The sequence below is a fragment of the Ottowia thiooxydans genome (assembly GCF_040548795.1).
Classification (GTDB): domain Bacteria; phylum Pseudomonadota; class Gammaproteobacteria; order Burkholderiales; family Burkholderiaceae_C; genus Ottowia; species Ottowia thiooxydans_A.
Genome location: NZ_JBEPSH010000006.1, coordinates 508,033 through 529,134, shown reverse-complemented (window position 1 = coordinate 529,134; position 21,102 = coordinate 508,033). Strand labels below are relative to the sequence as shown.

18 protein-coding genes are annotated in these 21,102 nt (G+C 58.1%); 10 read left to right on the top strand and 8 right to left on the bottom strand.

Features of this window, described 5'->3' with window-relative positions:
- Positions 1-469 precede the first annotated feature (469 nt).
- From ABIE13_RS17115 to ABIE13_RS17095, 5 genes are all read right to left on the bottom strand, one after another.
- Positions 470-1,183: an HAD-IB family phosphatase gene (locus tag ABIE13_RS17115; protein ID WP_354445597.1), complete on the bottom strand. Its 714-nt coding sequence runs from the start codon at positions 1,181-1,183 to the stop codon at positions 470-472.
- A gap of 7 nt (positions 1,184-1,190) precedes the next feature.
- On the bottom strand, positions 1,191-2,066 hold the full coding sequence (locus tag ABIE13_RS17110; protein ID WP_354445596.1) for a hypothetical protein: 876 nt from the start codon (positions 2,064-2,066) through the stop codon (positions 1,191-1,193).
- A 45-nt stretch (positions 2,067-2,111) separates the two neighbouring features.
- Positions 2,112-2,720 (bottom strand): GNAT family N-acetyltransferase, encoded by a 609-nt coding sequence (locus ABIE13_RS17105; protein WP_354445594.1) that lies wholly within the window; start codon positions 2,718-2,720, stop codon positions 2,112-2,114.
- Positions 2,721-3,786: 1,066 nt separating this feature from the next.
- On the bottom strand, positions 3,787-4,989 hold the full coding sequence (locus ABIE13_RS17100; RefSeq protein ID WP_354445592.1) for an MFS transporter: 1,203 nt from the start codon (positions 4,987-4,989) through the stop codon (positions 3,787-3,789).
- A gap of 257 nt (positions 4,990-5,246) precedes the next feature.
- Entirely contained in the window at positions 5,247-6,389 is a 1,143-nt protein-coding gene (locus ABIE13_RS17095) for an aminoglycoside phosphotransferase family protein (protein WP_354445590.1), read from the bottom strand.
- 120 nt (positions 6,390-6,509) lie between these two features.
- Here ABIE13_RS17095 and ABIE13_RS17090 point away from each other — a divergent pair, with 120 nt between their 5' ends.
- Positions 6,510-8,858, top strand: a complete 2,349-nt coding sequence (locus ABIE13_RS17090) for an LPS-assembly protein LptD (RefSeq protein ID WP_354445588.1) — start codon at positions 6,510-6,512, stop codon at positions 8,856-8,858.
- On the opposite strand, the gene ABIE13_RS17085 is transcribed toward ABIE13_RS17090, so the two are convergent.
- Positions 8,829-9,134 carry a hypothetical protein gene (locus ABIE13_RS17085; RefSeq protein WP_354445586.1) on the bottom strand — a complete coding sequence of 102 codons (306 nt, stop codon included), beginning with the start codon at positions 9,132-9,134 and terminating at the stop codon, positions 8,829-8,831. The genes ABIE13_RS17090 and ABIE13_RS17085 overlap by 30 nt on opposite strands.
- On the opposite strand from ABIE13_RS17085, the gene ABIE13_RS17080 reads away from it, so the two are divergent.
- The 3 genes from ABIE13_RS17080 (at position 9,133) to ABIE13_RS17070 (ending at position 12,115) form a co-directional block, all read left to right on the top strand.
- Positions 9,133-10,428 (top strand): peptidylprolyl isomerase, encoded by a 1,296-nt coding sequence (locus tag ABIE13_RS17080; RefSeq protein ID WP_354445584.1) that lies wholly within the window; start codon positions 9,133-9,135, stop codon positions 10,426-10,428. The two genes, ABIE13_RS17085 and ABIE13_RS17080, sit on opposite strands and share 2 nt — an antisense overlap.
- A 131-nt stretch (positions 10,429-10,559) precedes the next feature.
- Positions 10,560-11,330, top strand: a complete 771-nt coding sequence (gene rsmA, locus ABIE13_RS17075; protein WP_354445582.1) for a 16S rRNA (adenine(1518)-N(6)/adenine(1519)-N(6))-dimethyltransferase RsmA — start codon at positions 10,560-10,562, stop codon at positions 11,328-11,330.
- A complete protein-coding gene (locus tag ABIE13_RS17070) occupies positions 11,219-12,115 on the top strand; it encodes a hypothetical protein (RefSeq protein ID WP_354445580.1) in 897 nt (298 codons plus the stop codon). The genes rsmA and ABIE13_RS17070 overlap by 112 nt, the downstream gene beginning before the upstream one ends.
- Positions 12,116-12,184: 69 nt before the next feature.
- Here ABIE13_RS17070 and trxA read toward each other — a convergent pair whose 3' ends face one another.
- Positions 12,185-13,144 (bottom strand): thioredoxin, encoded by a 960-nt coding sequence (gene trxA, locus ABIE13_RS17065; protein WP_354445578.1) that lies wholly within the window; start codon positions 13,142-13,144, stop codon positions 12,185-12,187.
- A gap of 63 nt (positions 13,145-13,207) precedes the next feature.
- Between trxA and purE the strand changes: the two genes are divergently transcribed.
- From purE to ABIE13_RS17045, 4 genes are all read left to right on the top strand, one after another.
- Entirely contained in the window at positions 13,208-13,702 is a 495-nt protein-coding gene (gene purE, locus ABIE13_RS17060) for a 5-(carboxyamino)imidazole ribonucleotide mutase (RefSeq protein WP_354445576.1), read from the top strand.
- Positions 13,703-13,788: 86 nt separating this feature from the next.
- A complete protein-coding gene (locus ABIE13_RS17055; RefSeq protein ID WP_354445574.1) occupies positions 13,789-14,988 on the top strand; it encodes a 5-(carboxyamino)imidazole ribonucleotide synthase in 1,200 nt (399 codons plus the stop codon).
- Between the two features lie 17 nt (positions 14,989-15,005).
- On the top strand, positions 15,006-15,998 hold the full coding sequence (locus tag ABIE13_RS17050; RefSeq protein ID WP_354445570.1) for an L-threonylcarbamoyladenylate synthase: 993 nt from the start codon (positions 15,006-15,008) through the stop codon (positions 15,996-15,998).
- A 186-nt stretch (positions 15,999-16,184) separates the two neighbouring features.
- Positions 16,185-17,102 (top strand): GDSL family lipase, encoded by a 918-nt coding sequence (locus ABIE13_RS17045; RefSeq protein ID WP_354445568.1) that lies wholly within the window; start codon positions 16,185-16,187, stop codon positions 17,100-17,102.
- A 654-nt stretch (positions 17,103-17,756) separates the two neighbouring features.
- Here the strand turns inward: ABIE13_RS17045 and dacB are convergent.
- Positions 17,757-19,265: a D-alanyl-D-alanine carboxypeptidase/D-alanyl-D-alanine endopeptidase gene (gene dacB / locus ABIE13_RS17040; RefSeq protein WP_354445566.1), complete on the bottom strand. Its 1,509-nt coding sequence runs from the start codon at positions 19,263-19,265 to the stop codon at positions 17,757-17,759.
- 135 nt (positions 19,266-19,400) lie between these two features.
- Between dacB and ABIE13_RS17035 the strand changes: the two genes are divergently transcribed.
- On the top strand, positions 19,401-20,396 hold the full coding sequence (locus ABIE13_RS17035) for a DMT family transporter (protein WP_354445564.1): 996 nt from the start codon (positions 19,401-19,403) through the stop codon (positions 20,394-20,396).
- Positions 20,393-21,100, top strand: a complete 708-nt coding sequence (gene tsaB, locus ABIE13_RS17030; RefSeq protein WP_354445562.1) for a tRNA (adenosine(37)-N6)-threonylcarbamoyltransferase complex dimerization subunit type 1 TsaB — start codon at positions 20,393-20,395, stop codon at positions 21,098-21,100. Before ABIE13_RS17035 ends, tsaB begins: the two co-directional genes overlap by 4 nt.
- Positions 21,101-21,102: the final 2 nt, after the last annotated feature.

Here is a 21,102-nt window from a genome sequence, read left to right as displayed (position 1 = left end):
TTCGGACGGTCGAAAGCCCACAGGCCCGGAAAAAATAAAAGCGTGTAGCCAAGCACCCGACTTACTCCCTCTCCCGCAGGCGGGAGAGAGCGGGGCGAGGCCGGCCAACCGGTGAGGGCCCGGCAACCAGTGAGAGCTAGCCTAACGACGCGAGACAACGGCTGCCGATCCACACAAAAGAGTGATAACAGTCTCCGAGCGGTCGCTACCCCCACAGACCCGGAAGACTATCTAGCGACCTTGTCCCCCGACCCCTGCAAAAGCGTACCAACACATGGGTGACACTCAAAGGAACAATCCCCGATGATGCACCCTGCCTAGTTGATCGGGGAGGTGTGCCCCGCCCGGATGCAGGAGCGGCCGGCCGAGCCGCCCGGCAGAAGGGACCCTTAGCTAGGAGGCCCCCATAACCGGCACACAGCTCGGCAAGAACGAGTGAGCGCTAAAAAATTCGACCGACCCAGGTCCCTCAAGAAGCCTGCACCTTCTCAAGCAACCCGAACAAGTCAGTCTTCAATGAGGAAAGCTCGTGAGAGACATGAAAATTACCGTCCGTCTTGAAACCGCAGTCTTTCAAGTAATAGCTAGCCTGGACATACCCCTCCACCAGGCCCGACGCGTAAACATTGCGATCAGCCTGCCCGTCCCCGACCATGACGATAGGCCCTTTAAGATGACCGGAAGTCCTCCAACGCCTGACGATATCTACCTTCCCCATAGGTTGATGGAGCACTGAGGGCTTGGGACAAACCGCGTGTCCATTGAACCAAAAGAAGCTGTTCGAACGGATGTCCTCACCAGGAATGCCGAGATCCCCAAGCAAAGGAGATATCACCTCCGAATAGCCGCTTGAAATGAAGTACACGCGCACGTTCTTGGAGCGAAGATCCGCAAACAATTCAGGGAAGCAGGGGTCTATCTTTCGCCTTGAGACATCGATGAAGTCCCGCACGTTGCGCCGGTTTATCTTTGCAACCAGTTTCAGGTAGTTGGATAAGTGGCTCAACCTGCCGCGCAAGGAAGTCGTTTTCTGGCCAAAGCTCCTGACAAAGCGAGTCAACTGTTCATCACCGTCGATTGCAAACAGGGCCAGGCCAAGGGTGCTTTCTTGAGGAAAGACAGTCAAGTCAAAGTCAAAAATTACATTGGCGACTGGGGTTGTTGGCTGGGTTTGTACGCTCATGGTGATCCTAACCAACTTGTGCTTCTGCTAGTTGCTTCCTGTAGGCGTGCTTATCGGCAACGGTCCACTCGGTGGCAGGTACGCGGAGCTTGTTCGCGATCGTGGTTTGAACCCGACGGGCGAACTCATCCTTCGACTCCCCTTGCGCTCTTTCTGTTTTCTCCAGATACGTGAACTGAAACACCGTCCGGGGCATCATCAGCATCCTCAATATATTGGATATGCCCGACGAATTGATGGGGTTCAAATTAAGACCAAAGTGGCTCTCAACCCTTAGCGCCATCGGGATAACCGGAAGGTCAAACGACAAAAAAGCGGAGTTGAACTTGAACAGGCCCCGTTGATTGCTAAGCGTCATCTCAGGCGTCGTATAGAGCGTTGTTCCCGATGGATTGCTCCTCCATTGCTGTATGCGTGTAACCAATGCCCTTCTGTCCGGCACATGCCACTGGCCAGCTTGCGAAAGCTCCAAGGCGGACACATAGAGGATCCGGATGAACGTATGCATGGAGCTGAACGGATGCCCGAACAACGCAGTCACGTTGGGCAGCGAAAGTGTGACCAGGGCGTCTAGGTGAGAAATGTGATTGGCCGCGACGACGCAACCATCGGTGTATTTTGCTATCCACTCGCGCGAACCATTCGCCTCTATCTTCAAGCCCAGTAATTTAAGCTCCAGCTTGTAGAGAGACGGCGCGACACGAGCAGGAGTAATGAATGAAAGGCCGTAAAAAATGAATATGACAGCGAGTCGCAGCGCCAGGAGCAAGACTCCAAAAGGCAAGTAGGCGTACCAGTACCAGGATCTATTTCGCCATGTTTCGATGTCGCATAAGCCTGCAACCGACGCCAGGGGATTTGCGGGAGGATCGCAATTTTTCATTGAAGTCACCAAACAACGTTGACGGAACAGAAGCGGGCTGGGGCGCTACGCAGCAAGCTGCAGGCGTGGTGAAGCGTCAAAGAGGACCTCTGGAATCTCCAGCACTTCCTGCATACGCTTTCGGTTCTTGTTCATCTCACTCTTGAGGTATTGCTGCCTCGAGACGACATACATCTGAAACCTCCCCAACTCGTTCTCTTCGTCTATGGGCTTCATGCTGAACAATTTCTTCATGAACGCCAATCCGCGGGTATGGTCAGGATGGGTCATCGTGCAGATCTCCGAAAGCCCTGCTTCCTCGAAGCCATGCTCCAGCGCAAGGCAGCATGAAATGTAGGTCGCCGGATGACCCCAATAGGGCCTCGCGAATCTCATTCCGAAATCGATTCCATAGAACTTGCGTGAGAAGCCGGCATAGCCTATCAGGGGTCCGTTGTCATCCAGGCTTACTGCCCACCGTGACCAGCCTTCTCGTGCGTTTTCTGCCTGAAATCCAAGAATCTCTTTCTCGGCAATTTCAATCCCACGCGTCGAACCATTTCCGATATATTTCATAACCGATGGATCCCCGACAATACCTGAATATTGTATGGAATCCGAAATACTCCATTCGCGAATGCAAATGCGATCAAACCTCTTAAGTATTTTGCCCATTTAAACCTCAAATTGGCTGAATTTAATAGAATTCAATGTATATAGTTAAATGCTCAAAGAATAAAACGGTTTAAAAGAAGAAGCTGAATTCAACGCCAGAAACTTTGATTTCAAGAAAACGGACGTAGAACGGCTCGTGGGTAGCAAATCCATTCAATCGAACTAGTTTCTTCCCGGTAGGAAAAGGTTGATGAGTTTTTCATGAAATGTCCTCACAAGAGGACGCATTGCCATTACTTTTATTCATGTAAATAATTGATTCATTCTCTAATAAAAGCACTACAAAGCGCTGCAAGATCCTGAAACATCATTTGCTTGTCAATGGTTTTTGAAAGCACAGTTTTACATGATGGTGTGGACATGGTATGTCCAACTCACTACAAAATGATGAAAAATCGTCTCACAACGAGAACCAAAGTTCAGCAGATTTCGTGCCAGAACCGGACTTTCACCCCAAAAGTTCCATGCATACTACGTAAGTACTCACATACAACGATTGGTAAGAATCTGAGTAAAAAATATGTCACGAACATGCCGTTCCCATCAGTCCGTTATGACGTTTACTTACTCAAAGGTGCGGAGTTGGTCAATTCGATTGTCTAAATCACGCGCCTTCGCCGTTTAACGATTAAGCTTGGTTGGCACTGAATAGATGCTCATGGCCATCGATTGCGTGGGCAGCATCTTGAACATGAAAGTTTCTACGTAGATATACGTAAGCTTGCCATCATCCCCGTGCAATTGTGCGGTCCCGCATCCCGTCGTGATTGCTCGGAAAGCCGAAGGATCGCCACTGCTATCTCTGACCTATTAACGTCATTAAGTACAAAGTCCGCGTGGATGATCGGCATTACAAGCGTAGATATTCAGGCACCCCTGTATGCAAGAGGACAGTTCTGGTGCATTGAAGACTTTCGACGAGCTTCTACTGAGCATTTCCGGATCGCCAGGTCCATATTCCTTCGCGGATATGCACAACAACGGGGAGAATGATGGGGGGCGCCTTGCAATAGTCCTCATCAAGGGCAGATGCAAAACTTGCCTTCTTATCCGTCCTCTCCAGCCTTTACGATCTGGAACGGCCAAGCCAAATCCCTGTGCAAAGCAGGGCGGCAATCAGCGCATAAGGCGCGCGAGGGTCGATGTCGTAGGCCACGGTACCAATAAAGGGTGCTGCCATGATGGCGAGTCCCGAAGCTGCGCCTATCGTGCCTGCAGCGGATCCTTGCTCAACCGGGCTGACGGCGTTCGCTGCCTGGGCTGCCGCGGCAGGCAACATCCATCCCAGGCCCAACGCCGCAACAAAATAGCCTGCCCACAAGGCTATAGCCGTATCGGCAAGCAGCACAGAAAGAAATCCCCCTGCTGCAAGCAAGCCCCCGAGAGCAATCAATCGCATAGACGACCAGCCCAGTCTGCGCACCGACATCTGAGCGAGAATCATCGCCAACCCGGACAAGGTCAATGAGACGCCGGCTGTTTTCGCTCCCGAGGCGGGGTCCAGGCCTAACCGGTCGAGCGCGAAAAAACCTGCCACGATCTGCGACACCGTCAGACTGAAAATCGCGATGAACGCCACTGTCATCGGGCCACGCAATCGCTGGTCTGTCATTTTCAGTGGTGTGGTATTCGAGTCGGACGACGGCGCTGCGCTGGGCAGCCAGCGCCACAGAACTGCGAGCGACAGAAGCGGAAGTACCGTGGTGATCATCAGGGGCAGGGTCAAGCTGTAGGACGCCAATATCCCCGCAAGACCGGGGCCTAGAACCATCCCGACGGCTCCAGCTGCCCCCAGTTTTCCCAGCGTCCCGGCCCGGTTCATTGGAGGCACCAAATCAGCGATGAGTGCGGCCCCGGTGGTCGGAACTGCCGCGTAAAAGGCCCCGGCGGCGCCGCGCAGGATCAGTAGTCCGAGAAACGACGCCCAAACGGGCAGCGAATACTTCAGTGCCAGCACGACAAACAGGCACATCAAAAAATGGGAGAGCGCGAAGCCAGCGAGTCCTTGCAACAGGATGGGCCGACGCCCCAATCTATCGCTGGCGGCGCCCCAGGGCCGCGCAAGGACCACCCAGGTTAACCCACCAATGGTGGCGGCAAGGCCAACCTGCCAAGGAGCAAGACCAAGTCCCTGGGCGACAGGCCCCAGCAATCCGACGAACGACATGACCGCCAACGTGCATGCGAAATTCTCGAACATCAGTGCGCCAATCACGGGAGCGCCCGACCTTGAGACCGATTGAGAAGATTGTTCGGAACATGTGCTCATACAACTCCTGGCACACCATCAGGCACGCAGATGCTAATCAAAAATAATTATATAAAGTAATTATTTTCAATCGGGAATGTGGCTTTGCTGTGACTAAAGGCCACCTGGCCAGTACATAACGTTCGCGCCGGATCTGGAACCGAGCACAGCAGATGGCCCTGCAGCCGTGCGTGGGCACGGCAGGTCCCTTACAGCCGGAGAGATGGAAGGCCTAAACGACTAGGAGGCCAACGCCGTCCTAGGAGTGGCTCTTGCCCTTACACACGTCCAAACGCCCAACCGCTGGCCTGGGAGGACCCTTCGATGTCATCCACCAAGCGAAGCAAAGGCGTCAATTCGCGGTATCTGCCTGCCGTATGTCGAATGTAGGATATGAAACGAGGTGCGTCCGCAAGGTACTTTGGCTTGGAATCCCGCAGGCTCAGGCGGGCAAATCGTCCTGCAACCTTGATGTGGCGTTGCAGTCCCATCCACTCGACAGAGCGCCAGAAACTACCGAAGTTGCTGGACCAGTCTTCAAAATCCATCAGGCCAACTTTCCTGGCGCGTTCCCAATATCGCACAGTGATGTCGAGCACAAACTCCTCGTCCCAGCTCAGAAAGGCATCGCGCATCAAGCTGGCGATGTCATACGTGATGGGGCCGTACAGTGCGTCTTGAAAGTCCAATACTCCGATGGGTTCACCAGAGGCGGAAGGCATCAGATTGCGAGGCATGAAGTCGCGATGCACGTAGACCTTTGGCGCTGCCAGATTGTTAGCAACAATAAGGTCAAACGTGGTATCCAGCACTGCTTTTTGCGCGGGGCTCAGCGTCAGGTTGCGATGGCGCGAGATGTACCAATCGGGAAAGGACTCCAGTTCTTCTCGCAAAACCGGCTCGTCATACTCGGGCAGCACGCCGGGCTGGGAGGCCAATTGCCATGAGATCAAGGCATCAACGGCTTGCACGTAGAAGTCACGTGCAATCTGGGGATCAGGCCGCTCCAGTGTTTCCAACAAAGTCTTGTTACCCAGATCAGACAGGAGTATGAACCCATCAGCCTGGTTCCAATCCAGCACTTCCGGGCTGCGCAGGCCTGCCTTTTTGGTCAGTGCCGCGATCCTGACGAAGGGCTCACAGTTCTCCAGAGCCGGAGGGGCGTCCATAATGATGCGGCTCGTACCATCCTGAGTGTCGATTCGCAGATACCGCCGGAAACCGGCATCAGCCGACGCTTCACGTAGAGTATGTGCAATGAGCTGGTGGGTGGGCGCAATGCCGGCGAGCCAAGTATTGAACGCTCGCTCTCTTTCCGGGTCTACCCACAACTGCGAGGCTTTCGCAGGCGGCCGGCCGTCTGCGGCCGCGTTTGTAACTGAAGGCTCGGGTGGAGCAGAAAATGCAGTTGAATCGTTCATGGATAATCAATTCTACAAATCTTGCCGTGCCCGGGGCTATCCTGCGCTGGTAGTTTCGTTCGCAAGCGTTCCATTGTGCTGGATGCGTTCCAATTTTTACCGTCGACCACCTAGCCGCTCATGCCACGGTCTTTGAAACAGCACGTCGTCGTGCGTCCACGTGCACTTCATCTAGCGGTGCTGGCTTTACTGGGAGGTCCTGTGTGGGCCCAGCCCGGCCAGCCGCTGCCTTTGCGGGATTCTCAGGTCCTGGAAGAGCAACTGCCTGAGACGCCGCAAGCGCCCACTTTGATGCGAGGCGAAAGGATGACGGGGCGCACAGAACTCGAGACGGTGATTGAGGGCGACGCAGAGCTGCGACGACCCGGCATGACGGTCAAGGGCGACCGTATCACCTATGACCAGGGCACTGACAGGGCCACCATCAAGGGCAATGTGCAGGTCAATTCGGCAGGCAATCGTTACACGGGCACAGAAGGTGAATTGCAGGTCGATGCATTTGAAGGTTCCATACAGCAACCGACCTATGAGTTTCTTTCCAATGGCGCGCAAGGCCAGGCTGAACGCATAGATTTTCTGGACGAGGATCGCGCCGTTATCCGAAACGCCACCTACACCACATGCCGCAGGGATGGCCCAGACTGGATGCCCGCGTGGCTGCTTCGCGCGTCGCAGATGCGTGTGGATCAGGAAGAGCAGGTGGGCGAGGCAGAAGGTGCGGTGCTCGAATTCAAGGGCGTCCCGGTGCCGCTTCCGTCCATGAGCTTTCCGCTGAGTGATCGTCGCAAATCAGGTTGGCTGCCCCCGGCCATAGGCCTGGACAGCACTTCAGGCTTGATTCTTTCGGTGCCCTACTACTGGAACATCGCACCCAATCGGGATGCCACCCTGATTCCCACCGCCATGCTCCGCCGCGGCGTGGATCTGGCCGGGGAATTCCGGTACCTGGAGAACGACTATAACGGGCGCATCAATGCCAACTACATGCCCAACGACAAGCTGCGCGGCGAGTCGCGCTGGGGCTTTTTTGGTCGTCACGACGGCACCATTAACACCGGCATTGACGCCATTGGTCAACTGGGTTTTGGCCTGAACCTCAATCGTGTGAGCGATGACAACTATTGGCGGGATTTCAGCCGCAGCGGTCTTTCGCTGACGACCCGCTTGCTCAGCAATGATGCCGCGGTGAACTGGGCTCGAGGTGATTTTTCGATGACTGCAAGGGTGCTGAAATGGCAAACCCTGCAGGACGTCACTTCCCCCATCGTGCCTCCTTACGACCGATTGCCACAAATTACCGGCCGCTGGGGCCGTAACAACGCCAACGGTGGCTTTGACTACCGGATGGAAGGGGACTTCACTCGCTTCCGGGCCGACTCGGCCCTGACCAACCAGCCCAATGCGGACCGCGGAGTGGTGTTTGGTGAAATTTCCAGGCCCTGGCTGCGTCCTTGGGGTTTCGTGACGCCCAAGATGCAGCTGCACGCCAGTAGCTACCAGTTCGACCGTGCGCTGGCCGGCGGCCAAACTTCCCATAACCGCCTGGTTCCCACCGCCAGCCTGGATGGTGGGCTTGTGTTCGAGCGCAATGCCCGTTATTTTGGACGCGGCTTCCTGCAGACGCTGGAGCCGCGGCTGAAGTACGTCTACACGCCGTACCGCAACCAGAACATTCTGCCCAACTATGACGCGGGCGCCTATGACTTCAACTTCGCGACCATCTGGTCAGAAAATGCCTTTGCCGGCCATGACCGGATCGTCGACAACAATCTGGTCACCTTTGGGTTGACCAGCCGCTTGCTTGATCCAGACACCGGTGCAGAGGTGGTCCGACTGGGTATCGCGCAGCGCTATCGTTTCGTGCCCCAACAAGTGACCCTGCCTGGCCGGACACCGGCGGACAAGGGGCTTTCGGACGTCATGCTGGGAGCGTCGATCAACTGGAGCCCGACCTGGGCGTTCGACTCTGTAGCGCAGTACAACATTAAAGCTGGCAACTCCACTCGCACCACGCTCGGCGTACGCTACTCCCCAGGGGACTACCGTACGGTCAGTCTGGCCTATCGGCGCGAACGCGACCTGGGTTCTCAGCAACTTGACCTCGGCTGGCAGTGGCCACTGAACGATCTATGGGGCGACCGCGGCCAGAATCTTGGCCGTGGCCAAGGTCAGGGCGCGGGACGCTGGTACAGCGTTGGCAGGCTGAACTACAGCATACCGGACCGTGCACTGGTCGACGGCGTGCTCGGCATCGAATACGATGCCGGATGCTGGATTGGCCGAGTGGTGGTGGAAAAACTGCAAAGCAGTATTTCCTCGTCCACCAAGCGGATCATGTTCCAGCTGGAGTTTGTCGGGTTCTCACGCGTTGGCAGCAATCCTTTGCGCACTTTGCACAACAACATTCCGCGCTATCAATATCTGCGCGAAGAAATCACTTCACCCAGCCGGTTTACGCAATATGACTAAGCTTTCCAACAGTTCCCGGGCTGGCGCTCTTGCAGCGGCTGCAGCGCTGTGCGCGTTGTTGTCTTCCCCTGTCCATAGCCAGACCGCCCCCGCCAAGGCAGCGTCCGCTGCGCCGGCTGCCAAGAAGCCCGCGAGTTCGCGCAAGCCAGCCGCCACCCAGAAAAAGCAGCAGCCTTCGAAGGCGCCAGCCAGGAAGGCTGCTCCTGCGCCGGCTCCTGCGCCAGCGGTACCTGCTGCACCTGTACCACCGACTCCCAGCAAACCGTCATTTTCCATGCCGGCCCCTGCTGCTGGGCAGACCACACGGCCAGCCTCCCCTTCGGCGGCTCGCCAGGTAGAGGCTGACTACATTGTGGCCATCGTCAACACCGAGCCAGTCACCAACAGCGAGGTGCGTGTGCGCATGGCACGTGCTGAAAAGCAAATGGCCGAACGCAATATGCGTCCTCTTCCTGAGGGCGAGTTGCGCCGGGAAATGCTGGAGCGGCTGATTTCTGAACGTGCGCAGCTGCAGTACGCCAGGGAGTCGGGCTTGAAGGTAGACGAAGCCTCGCTTGTGCAAGCCGAGTTGACCATTGCGCGTCAGAACCAATTGACAAGCATAGAGCAGCTTCATCAGCGTGTGCAGCAAGAAGGCCTTAACCTGAAGGACTTCCGTGAAGACGTGCGCAACCAGGTATTGCTGGCGCGGCTGCGCGAACGCGAAATCGAGCCCAAACTGAAAATTACCGACCCCGACGTGGACGCCTTCATTCGTGAAAGGACGGGTGCCAAGCCAGGCGATCAGGAAATCAACCTGGCCATGATTCTTGTGTCTGTGCCCGAGGGCGCTTCTGCAGAAGAACGTGCTCGTCTGGAGACTCGGGCGCAGGAAGTGGGCAGGCGCGCCCGGGCTGGCGAAGATTTCGCCAAGTTGGCGCAAGAGTTTTCCGATGCCAACAACCGAGGGCAAGATGGCGGCGTGCTAGGCTTGCGCCCAGCTGATCGCTATCCAGAATTGTTCGTGCAAAGTACCCGCCGGTTGAAGATAGGCGAAGTCGGTGCGCCAGTCAAATCAGACGCAGGCTGGCACATTCTCAAGCTGCTCGAACGCAAACAGGGCGGTGAATTGCCCGATGTGAAGATTCCGCAGACCCATGCGAGCCACATCCTGCTTCGTGTGGGACCTTCCCAAAGCGAACGGGTCGCGATCGACAGGCTTGCAGATTTCAAACGCCGTATTCAGTCCGGCCAAAGCACTTTCGAGGCGTTGGCACGTGAATACTCGCAAGATGCGAGCGCCAAAGAGGGGGGCGATCTGGGGTGGTCCAGTCCAGGCCAGTTTGTGCCGGAATTCGAGCAGACGATGAACAACCTGGATAACGGGCAAATCAGCGATCCATTGGTGTCCCGGTTTGGCGTCCACCTGATCAAGGTGGACGGACGTAGAGAACAATCATTGACGCCCGCTGAACAGCGCCAGCTAGCACGCAACATGCTGCGCGAGCGCAAAGCGCAGGAAGCCTTTGAGACCTGGGCCAGCGAAGTACGCACCCGGGCCTACGTAGAGTACCGCGAACCCCCGCGCTGAGTAGATGGCATCCCCTGAGCGCAGAGTGCAGAGCGTCGCGCAAGGGAGCCAGTGCTGTTCCTCCAATACCTCTGGATGATCTTGCAAGGCCCCGGCGCCCTCAGGACGCCGCCCTCTTCGTGACCAGCACCATGAAACATATTCCCCGCAAGCGCTTCGGCCAACACTTTTTGACCGACTCGGCGATCATTGATGCCATCGTGCGCGCCATCGATCCCAAACCCGCTCAACCCATGGTTGAGATCGGGCCCGGGCTGGCCGCACTGACACAGCCATTGGCGGAGCGCCTGGGCAGGCTCACGGTCATAGAGCTGGACCGCGATCTGGCGGTCAAGTTGCGCACACATCCGATGCTAGATGTCATCGAGTCGGATGTGTTGAAAGTGAATTTCTCCCAAGTCGCGGATAGTTTGGGAAGCGCCAAGATAAGGGTGGCCGGAAACCTGCCCTACAACATTTCCAGCCCCATCCTTTTTCATCTGATGCCGTTTGCCGAACGCATCGAAGACCAGCATTTCATGCTGCAAAAGGAAGTCATTGACCGCATGGTGGCCCAACCTTCCACCTCGGACTATGGCCGCCTGTCCGTGATGCTTCAGTGGCGCTATGCGATGGAAAATGTTCTGCATGTGCCGCCGGAGGCGTTTGATCCACCTCCTCGCGTGGACAGTGCCGTGGTACGTATGCTGCCCCGTACCGATTTTGCACCCCTCAATGCGGACCATCTCTCAGAACTGGTACAAGTGGCGTTCAGCCAGCGGCGTAAGATCCTGCGTCATACCCTGGGACGGTGGCTGACCGAGCATGGCTTTTCGGGCGAGTTCGACGAGCAGCGGCGTGCGGAGGAAGTTTCTGTACAGGAATATCTGAAATTGGCATTGGCGACGACCCCGTCCTTATGAAAATATTCCAGATCTTCTACGACGACGTTACGAGGCAGCAGCTCGATCCGGCGTTCATTGCCCTGGATAATTCGGGTTCAGAGCGACCGGACTGGTTCGAATATTGGCCGATTCGAAAAACCCTGTTGCACAGCACATTCGATGACGAAGAGTACCTTGGTTTTTTTTCGCCCAGGTTCCAGGAAAAAACCCGCATGGCGGGGTCGGAGGTCATTGAACGGGTGAGCAATTCGAAGTCTGAGGTCATCAGCTTCTCGCCCTTTCTGCACGAGAGCGCACTGTATCCCAACAGTTTTTACCAAGGCGACGCTGTACATGCGGGTTTTTTGAAAGTTAGCCAGGAATACTTCGACCAGGTCGGAATCAGGATCGACCTGCGTCAGCTCGTACAGGATCAGACCAGAACCATATTCAGCAACTATTTTGTTGCCAAGTACCGCTTCTGGAAAAAATGGAGGGTGCTTGCCGACCAGCTTTTCCAGAATTGTGAGGCGCGGGACGGACCGCTCTCTGAAAAACTGAATGCTGGTACCTTGCACAGGGGAAAGCAAAGCTATCAGATGAAAATTTTCATCATGGAGCGTGTGGTGTCGCTAGCCCTGGAGTTGGAGAAATTGAATGCGGAGATTGCTGTAGACCAGGCCAAAGCATCGATCTATGGCACAGGCCAGGTTTTCAATCATTTCCTTGTGATGGACGCACTCAAAGGGCAGTATCTCAAAACAGGGTCTGCATACTACCTGGGCATCTACCTCAACATGCGTAAGCAGGTGATCAAGAGGTAGTGAAGTCGCTTGACTTTGCCTGCACAAGCTCGGCAAAGCCTTCTTGCACGCAGTAAGGCTAACGCGCCCTCAGTTGAGCGCCATGCTCAGTTTGCGCCTGTAGCTGGAAAGCAATTCAGCTTGTGGGTCGGCGCCTGCCTTGGCTGATTTGCCTGTAAGTTCGATGCCACCGGCGCTCTTGCCGTCCGCTTGCGCCCCGCCTTTGGGTGGGGGTGGTGTCAGCAGTTCCAGAATCGCCACGTAAGTCTTGCGGGCCGCATCGTCACTCCACTTGCGGTCGCGCATGATGATTTCGAGCAACTCATCCATAGCCTGCGTCCATTCACCTTCGGCCATCAGGATTTGCGCTTTCGCAAAGCGCATATCGAAATCTCGCTTGTTCTGGGCGATGGCTTCGTCAAACTGTGGCAATGGCCATTCACCGCGCGGGTCGGCATGAACAAATTGAAGGGCCATCAGCCACCGATTCAGAGCGTCAAAACGCAAGGGGCGGGGTTCGCGTTTGAGGGCGACTTCCAGCGTGGCAGCGGCTTCTTCCAGACCGCCTGTGGCAATCAGCAGGCGTGCATAGTCAGCACGGGCGTCGTCGTTGCCAGGGTCGGCTGCGAGCGCATCAGCCAGCTTGGCCAGGGCCGCTTCTGTATCTCCTGCTTCCAGCAGGGCTTCGGCCTCATTGATTTCTTCCTCGGCAGCCACGGCACCTTCGCTGGGAAGATGTTTATCCAGAAAAGCGCGCAACTGGGCGGGTGGCAGGGCGCCAGCGAAGCCGTCTACAGGCTGGCCGTTTTTCAGCAGAATGCAGGTAGGAATGCTGCGAATGCCAAATGCGGCCGCGATTTGCTGTTCCTGGTCGGAGTCGATCTTGACCAGCTTGAAGCGGCCTGCGTACTCCACTTCCAGCTGTTCCAGGATGGGGCCCAGGGTCTTGCAAGGGCCACACCAGGGGGCCCAGAAATCGACCAGCACAGGGATGGTCATCGAGGCGCTGATCACCTCGGCTTCAAAGTTCTGGACAGTTACATCAATCATGGGAACATTATCTCTTCATCGGCAACCGTAAAATCGGTCACTTGAAATGACAAGGCCAGAGGCATGACCAAACAAGTGCTCGTAGGGGTAGTGATGGGTTCCAGCAGCGACTGGGACACCATGCAACACGCCGTACAGATTCTCCAACAGTTCGATATTCCGCATGAAGCCCGGGTCTTGTCGGCTCACCGCATGCCGGACGATATGTTCGCGTACGCGGAGGCTGCGCAGGGTCAAGGCCTCAAAGCCATCATCGCCGGCGCAGGTGGGGCAGCCCACCTTCCAGGCATGCTCGCTGCCAAGACAACGGTTCCGGTGTTGGGGGTGCCTGTGGCCTCCCGCCACCTGCAAGGTGTCGATTCCTTGCATTCCATTGTGCAGATGCCCAAGGGTGTTCCGGTCGCTACCTTTGCAATCGGCACCGCGGGCGCGGCCAATGCGGCGCTTTTCGCGGTGGCCATGCTGGCGGGATCGGATGCAGGGCTGCTGCAGCGCCTTGAAGCCTTCCGCGCCGAGCAGACCGCGCATGCCCGGGCCATGAGTTTGCCGCCCACCTGAATTTCCTGGCGCGGCCAAGGCGGGCGGCTGTAAGCTGCCCCCGGGCCGACAGTCGATATTGTTTGTCCTTTAAAGAAACCGCAAAAATGCCCACTTCCCTTCCCTTGCTGCCAGGAAGCCTCGTCAATGGCCGACCGGCTCTATTGGGCGTGTTGGGGGGCGGCCAACTCGGCCGAATGTTTGTGCATGCCGCGCAGAGCCTGGGCTATGAAACGGTGGTGCTGGATCCTGATCCCGCCAGCCCCGCCGGCATGGTGAGCCATCGTCAGATCGTGGCGAACTACGATGATCCGTCGGCATTGGCCGAATTGCATGCCTCGGCGCACGCCATCACCACGGAATTTGAAAACGTGCCGGCCGAGGCTTTAGCCTCTTTGGCATTGCAAAGACCAGTGGCCCCCGCGGCTGAGGCAGTGGCCATTGCGCAGGACAGGGTGCGTGAGAAGGCGCACTTTGTGCGCAGTGCCCAAAGCAGTGGCGTGGCGCCCGCTCCCTACGCAGTCATCGATAGCGAGGAAGATCTGTCCAAGGTCCCTGAGGACCTGCTGCCCGGCATCTTGAAAACAGCCCGGCTTGGCTACGACGGCAAGGGTCAGGCACGTGTTTCCAGTCGGCAAGAACTGGCCGCCGCATGGCGCGCGGCAGGCAGCGTGACTTGCGTGCTGGAAAAGCTGCTTCCCCTGGCGTTGGAATGCTCGGTCATCGTCGCGCGTGGACGTGATGGGCAAGTGGCCAGCCTGCCGGTGCAGCGCAATCTGCACCGAAATGGCATCCTCGCCGTGACTGAGGTTTATGAGGGAAGCCTACCCGAAGATCTGGCTTCCAGAGCGCAGCAAGCCACTCGGCAGATCGCCAACGATCTTCAGTACGTGGGCGTGCTGTGCGTCGAGTTTTTTGTCTTGCAGGACGGCAGCCTGGTCGTGAACGAAATGGCGCCTCGGCCACACAACAGTGGCCACTATTCCGTGGACGCTTGCGACTGTTCCCAATTCGAATTGCAGGTGCGCGCGTTGACGGGCTTGCCTCTACCTGCTCCTCGGCAGCACAGCGCCACCATCATGCTCAACCTTTTGGGCGACCTGTGGTTCGACGCGTCCGGCAATTCGCGTACGCTCCCATGGGAGCAAGTGCTCGCCATTGAGGGCGCGCACTTGCACTTGTACGGCAAGCTGGAAGCCAGGCATGGCCGGAAGATGGGCCACCTCACCATGACAGGCGCCAGCGCGGCGGATGTCCGTGCGAGTGCGCTGCAAGCAGCAGCGTTGTTGGGCATGGAAGCCTTCTGAATGCGGGGGTCTCTTTCATGATCCTCGACGGCACCTTGTCGCCATCGATTCACGCGGCGGTCGAAGCCTTGGCCTCCGGTGAACTGATCGGGCTTCCCACGGAAACCGTGTACGGGCTGGCTGCGGATGCTTCCAACCCGGACGCCGTTGCCAAGATCTTCACGACCAAGGGTCGCCCCTCTGACCATCCTTTGATCGTGCATGTGGCCGATGCAGGCGCAGTGCCGGAGTTTGCTTCGGAGGTACCCGGCTTTGCTCAGCGCCTGATTGATGCTTTCTGGCCTGGACCCCTGACCCTGATCCTGCCCCGCCGCGAAGGCGTGGCGCAGGTCGCCGCAGGCGGCCATGACAGTGTTGGCCTGCGCTGTCCTTCGCACCCCGTCGCGCACGCTTTGCTCCAAGCCGCTGCCAAGCAGGGCATTTCTGGCGTCGCTGCACCCAGTGCCAACCGCTTCGGCCGTGTCAGCCCCACTACGGCAGCGCACGTCGCCAGTGAGTTTGGCCCCGCGCTGTTGGTGCTCGACGGTGGTCCGTGCACGATTGGTATCGAATCGGCCATCATCGACTGCACGCGCGGCGCGCCGGTGGTGCTGCGTCCTGGCCAACTGTCGCGCCAGGAAATTGCCAGGGCTGCAGGCGTTCGGGTGCTGACCAAGGAAGAGCTGTCGGCCCCTGATCCTCAAGCCCCCGGGACACTGGCAGCCCACTATGCACCGGCAGCGCGCGTGCGTTTGATGGCGGCGGGTGAATTGCGTGCCGCGCTCGATCTGCTGGGATCAGATGCCAGGAACCTGGCCGTATGGTCGAGAACCGAGCTCAAAAGCGCCTCCTCACGGATCATTCTTCGCCGTATGCCCGATGATGCGGCCGCGACAGCGCAGCAATTATTCGCGGTGCTGCGTGGTTTCGATGAAGACGGAGTCAGCTTGATCTGGATTGAAACGCCGCCCGATACGCCTGAGTGGGAAGGTATTCAGGACCGACTGGCACGCGCTGCAGCATCTGCCTAGCCCTTCTTTTGCAATAACTTTACTTAACGGAACACTCTCGGCACGAAAGTGCCCTAAGCTTGTACTTTGCACATTGAGTTGCACCGCAAGGACGGTTCCCAGGGGGCCTAGCCATCCAGGAGTCCGGCAGGGCAGGGCTTTGTCCGCGTTGCCTTAAACTATGCCCAATATTTTTGGAGATCATTGATGACTTCCCTCTGGTCACGCCGAGCTGTTTTGACGGCTGCCTCCGCTGGTGTCGCGGCGGCAGCGCTGAGCGCGTGCGGTTCAGGCTCCGTTGCCTCAGCCATCACGCCTAAACGTTTCCTTTCCGTGGGCGATGGGTTTGCCGATGTGGGCCAGAAAGGCTACGTCTACTCTGTCAACGATGGCACGCTCCTCTGGACGCAGCAGTTGGCCTCTTTCTATGGCTTGACGTTGACGGCTGCTTCTGCCGGTGGCTTCAGCTATGCGCAGGGCCATGCGATGATCGCTTCGGCAGACACCACCAGTGGTACCAACGCACCCAGCGTGTCTGATCAGATCGACGCTCTGCTGGCGCGCACCACCATGGCGAGTGATGACCTCGTGCTCGTCACTGGTGGCATTGCAGATATCGTGAACACAGTCAATGCCACGGGTATTTCCGAGGCGTCGACACAAGCGGTCAGGGCGGCTGGGGTTGCACAGGCTGCGCAGGTCCGGCGCCTGGTGAATGCTGGCGCTACGCACGTGGTCGTGGCTGGTGTCTATAACCTAGGCATGTCGCCTTGGGCGCTTGGCAAGAATCTGGCCACTGGCGTCGAAGACCTGTGCACAGCGTTCAACAGTCAACTGCTTATCAACATTGCGGATCTAGGCGCTACGGTTCTGTTCCTTGACTCAGCTTTGTTCTACAACCTGATCGCCGGCAAGCCATCGAACTATCCTTTCGATGACGTCACCAGAGCCGTTTGCACCACGCCGAGCTCAACTACCTGCACTGCCGGCACCATATTGGCAGGCGCTGATTACAACCGCTTCCTGTTCGCCGATGAACTGTATTACACGCCAGCGGCGCAGCGTTTGTTCGTGAACGAGAGCTTCCTGGAAAACGCTTACACGCGCATTAAATTGCGCTGGTGACTTTGACCCCCCCTGAGGCGCTGTCGCGCCTTCCCCCCGGGGGGGACGCAGCCAGCGGCCGGGCAGAGCCCGCTCCGCGGCTACTCCCGAATGGCCTGCTCCGCGGCCGTCGGATTGGACTCTCTCTCCCTTTCCTTTCCCCGCGCGCGGGCGCCCGGCTAGGGGAGGGGCAGGGCGAGTCCGGCCAACCGGTGAGGGTAGGCGGCGCGTCCGGAGTGCACAGACTCTACTGAGCGACCAAGAGCGTTGACAGCTCAACTACGGGCTTGGCGCGTCAGTAGCCTTGTTGCCAAGCTTGGTGTCTCACGTTGACCCCGCTGGGACCGCCGAGCTCCTGCTCGGCTTTCTTATTGCCGAGAGACGGACGCGCCTTGGTGAGTCCCCAAACGATTCAGCACCAAGTCCCATTCCAGCGCTTTCTGTGAATCAACACGGAAGGCAAGCGAATGATGGCCGCCTCTGTACATGCACCTGCGATTCAATATCGCTACGCCAGCTAGGGACTGTGTTCAAATTTGAACGCGATGGCGATTGGTCCCCAAGATGAGCTGTATTTGAAATCAGGGCACGCAATCTACCGGGTCGATTTCAAATAGCAGGGCAATCTCAGTCCCGGCGAAGTGCTAAACCCTGCACTTCGCGCTGAGGACCATCTCAAGGCATCTCACTCACAGCCCACTCCACCAGTCGGTCGAGCGCAGGGCGCCCGGCAGGGGCGTTCTCGTGGTTGATCATCCCCACGACGCTATAGCGTTGACCCGACCGGCCCGTCGCATAGCCAGCGACGGCTGCTACGTCTCGCAAGGTGCCGGTTTTCAGGCGGGCGTTGCCAATTGCCTCCGAAGTCGGGTTCCTGCTGGCCATGGCGCGGGTGGTGCCATCCAGGCCCGCGATGCTGAGCGATTGCTCAAATGCCGGGCCTGAAGGGCCTTCGGACGCTCGTTGCAATAGCGCGGTCAATGACCCGGCGGTGATGCGTTCTGCGCGGGAGAGGCCGGAGCCGTTTTCGACGATGGGTGACGTTCGCATGCCGAAGCGGTTTCGCCACCAGCGCTGAAGCAGGTTGCGCGATTCTGCAAAGCTGCCGCGACTGTTTCCACTGACTGACAAAGAGAGAAACAGCTGTTGGGCCATCACGTTGTTGGAGAACTTATTGATGTCCGCAATGATGCTGGTCAGGGGCAATGAAAAGCCGGTGACCAGCGGTTGCCCCACGCCGGGCTGGCCGAGCATCTTCGCCCGGCCGGTCAACTGGCCGCCAGAGGCGCGCCACATGGCTTCTATCACTCTGGGTGCATAACTGGCAGGGTCGACATAGGCCACGGACCAACTCTGTTCGCCGCAGCTTGCAGGATAGCGGCCCGCAAAGGTGATCCGGTTAGGGTCGTCAAAACGTGCGCCCAGGCGTGTACGCCAATCGCCACACGCGCCCTTGACGGCAGGCACTACGGAGGGGATTTCCACGCCGGCGATAGGGGGCTCGCTTTCAATGCGTACGCGGCGACCTCCAGGCTCGGGGGTGAACTTGAAAATCAGGGCCTTGAAATTCACCAGCAGGCCATCCGGCCCCACGTTATAGGGCCGCAGCGGATCGGCATCGAAGGCCGCTGCATCGTGGGCGGGCAAGCGGAACACGCTATTGTCCAGGAGTATGTCGCCATGGATGGCGCGTACCCCTTTGCTCTGAATGGCGCGCATCAGATCCTGCAGTCGCTCCAGTACCAGCTTGGGATCGCCACTGCCCTTGATGAGTAAGTCGCCGTTCAGTACGCCATCCTTGATGTAGCCCTCTGTGAACACGCGTGTTCTCCAGAAATAACCAGGCCCCAGGAGGTCGAGGCCGGCGTAGGTGGTGACCAATTTCATCACCGAGGCGGGATTCATGGGCACATCCGCCTGCCAGGCCAGCCGAGGTGGTGGCAGCACTTGCGGCGCTGGTGCGGCGTTGCGCTCTCCGCTTGCAACGGAGGGTGAAGCCTGGTGTGTGACCGTACCGGGCGGCGCGGGCAACGGGGCCACCACCATGGAAACGCTGCTTGCCGGGATGCCTGCGGTGGTCAGCGCCTGCATCACGGATTCGGGCAAACCGTCCTGGGGTAGGCTGGTCTGGGCAAGTGTCTGCAGGGGCCATGCCGCAGAACATATACAGACAGCGAGGGTCAAACGGAGATTTTTTAGCATCACGCTGGAAGTTTAGGGCGTATTGCGACTTCGACGCGGCAAATGCCGTGATTCTTGAGCAAGGCGTGGAGAGACCGTGGTCACACTCCAAAAACCCACAGCACTGATAATTCGGGCATGCGTATTTCTTCCCGAGCGCTCGGTGTGATGGCGGCCGTGCTGACGGTTGCCATCTGGACCGGCTTCATCATCATTGGGCGCGCCTCGGCGGCGCGCACACTGACACCGTTCGATATTGGGTTGCTGCGGATTCTGGGAGCTTCCGTGGTGCTGTTGCCATGGGGGCTTTATCTCACGCGGCGTGATGCAACAGCCAGAGCATCGTCGTCACTGTGGGGGCTGTCCCCTCTGCCCTGGCGCCAGACCCTGATGGTGGGGTTTGTCGGGGGACCGCTTTACGCGGTGCTTTGTTATGCAGGCTTTGTGTATGCACCGGCGGCCCATGCCTCGGTGCTGATGCCGGGCAGCCTGCCACTTTGGACCGCCGTATTGGCCTTTCTGCTGCTGGGAGAGCGTTTTACCAAGCTGCGCCTGGTGGGCCTGGCGTGCATTGTGGCTGGCGATCTCCTGGTGGGAGGTGCCAGCTTGCTGCGTGCTTTCCAAGGCGGGGAGGTCTGGAAGGGTGATCTGATTTTCATGTCAGCAGCCATGTGTTGGGGCGTCTACAGCATCCTGGCGCGCCAGTTCAAACTGGACGCTGTTCGGGGCACCATTGCCATCACGGCGTTCGCTTTTTGCACTTATGTCCCGGTCTTTTTGCTGTTGACTCAACTGGGCGCGCTCACAAGCCACTTATCAACCGTGGCCTGGGGCGAGATCATCTTTCATATGGTCTTTCAGGGCGGGGGATCCGTGGTGATGGCCGGTATCGCATTCACCTACATGGTCAAGCAATTCGGCCCCGTGCGATCGACGATGATCACGGCCTCGGTGCCCGGTCTTTCCGCCCTGGGCGCAGTGTTCTTGCTCGGTGAGCCTTTGGGCCTGAATCTCCTGGCGGGGTTGGCCCTGGTCACTATCGGCATTCTGTTCGGAGTACGCGCTTCTTCCAAAGCCAAAGGGCCCGAGCTGGGTACTCCGGTGAGTGTGATGACCAAGGGCGCGACGCCATGAAACTTCTTGCATTTGACACCAGCACGGAGCTGCTTTCCATTGCCGTGCGGCACGGCCATCGCGAATGGGTGCATTCTGGAGCCGGCGGGGCTCAGTCGTCCGCCGCCTTGATTCCTTGTGTGCTCGACCTGCTGGCCCAGGCCGGACTGGGAACGGGCGATCTGGACGCCATAGTCTTTGGACGAGGTCCCGGTTCGTTCACCGGATTGCGCACGGCCTGCTCGGTAGCCCAGGGACTCGCCTTTGGGGCCAGGCAAGGGCTGGGGACGGGCGTTCCCGTGCTGCCGGTAGATACGCTATTGGCTGTGGCTGAAGCGGCACGCATGGAAAGCGGAGCCACGCGTGTGTTGGCGTTGCTCGACGCGCGGATGGGCGAGGTTTACAGTGCCGCCTATTGTTGGGAGGGCACTGCATGGGCTTGTGCCACCGAGATCGGCGTGGGCAAACCGGAGCAACTGGCTTTGCCCGCAGGCCAGCACTGGGTTCTGGCAGGTAATATCTGGGCCGCCTATGGTGATCGCCTGTCGGCCCCTTTGATGAACCTGACCCGCATCGAAGTCGTTCCGAATGCTCCCGCGCTGCTCAGTCTGGCGCCGGCCCTGCTGGCCGCTGGCCAGGGTGTTTCTGCGGATCAGGCACTGCCGTTATACATTCGCGATAAAGTGGCGCAAACGACGGCCGAGCGCGCTGCCGCTAACCGGTAAAT

Excerpts from the sequence above, each read along its gene's own strand:
- ABIE13_RS17115 (WP_354445597.1), bottom strand. The coding sequence starts at position 1,183 with ATGAGCGTACAAACCCAGCCAACAACCCCAGTCGCCAATGTAATTTTT.
- ABIE13_RS17110 (WP_354445596.1), bottom strand. The coding sequence starts at position 2,066 with ATGAAAAATTGCGATCCTCCCGCAAATCCCCTGGCGTCGGTTGCAGGC.
- ABIE13_RS17105 (WP_354445594.1), bottom strand. The coding sequence starts at position 2,720 with ATGGGCAAAATACTTAAGAGGTTTGATCGCATTTGCATTCGCGAATGG.
- ABIE13_RS17100 (WP_354445592.1), bottom strand. The coding sequence starts at position 4,989 with ATGAGCACATGTTCCGAACAATCTTCTCAATCGGTCTCAAGGTCGGGC.
- ABIE13_RS17095 (WP_354445590.1), bottom strand. The coding sequence starts at position 6,389 with ATGAACGATTCAACTGCATTTTCTGCTCCACCCGAGCCTTCAGTTACA.
- ABIE13_RS17090 (WP_354445588.1), top strand. The coding sequence starts at position 6,510 with ATGCCACGGTCTTTGAAACAGCACGTCGTCGTGCGTCCACGTGCACTT.
- ABIE13_RS17080 (WP_354445584.1), top strand. The coding sequence starts at position 9,133 with ATGCCGGCCCCTGCTGCTGGGCAGACCACACGGCCAGCCTCCCCTTCG.
- ABIE13_RS17085 (WP_354445586.1), bottom strand. The coding sequence starts at position 9,134 with ATGGAAAATGACGGTTTGCTGGGAGTCGGTGGTACAGGTGCAGCAGGT.
- rsmA (WP_354445582.1), top strand. The coding sequence starts at position 10,560 with ATGAAACATATTCCCCGCAAGCGCTTCGGCCAACACTTTTTGACCGAC.
- trxA (WP_354445578.1), bottom strand. The coding sequence starts at position 13,144 with ATGATTGATGTAACTGTCCAGAACTTTGAAGCCGAGGTGATCAGCGCC.
- purE (WP_354445576.1), top strand. The coding sequence starts at position 13,208 with ATGACCAAACAAGTGCTCGTAGGGGTAGTGATGGGTTCCAGCAGCGAC.
- ABIE13_RS17055 (WP_354445574.1), top strand. The coding sequence starts at position 13,789 with ATGCCCACTTCCCTTCCCTTGCTGCCAGGAAGCCTCGTCAATGGCCGA.
- ABIE13_RS17050 (WP_354445570.1), top strand. The coding sequence starts at position 15,006 with ATGATCCTCGACGGCACCTTGTCGCCATCGATTCACGCGGCGGTCGAA.
- ABIE13_RS17045 (WP_354445568.1), top strand. The coding sequence starts at position 16,185 with ATGACTTCCCTCTGGTCACGCCGAGCTGTTTTGACGGCTGCCTCCGCT.
- ABIE13_RS17035 (WP_354445564.1), top strand. The coding sequence starts at position 19,401 with ATGCGTATTTCTTCCCGAGCGCTCGGTGTGATGGCGGCCGTGCTGACG.
- tsaB (WP_354445562.1), top strand. The coding sequence starts at position 20,393 with ATGAAACTTCTTGCATTTGACACCAGCACGGAGCTGCTTTCCATTGCC.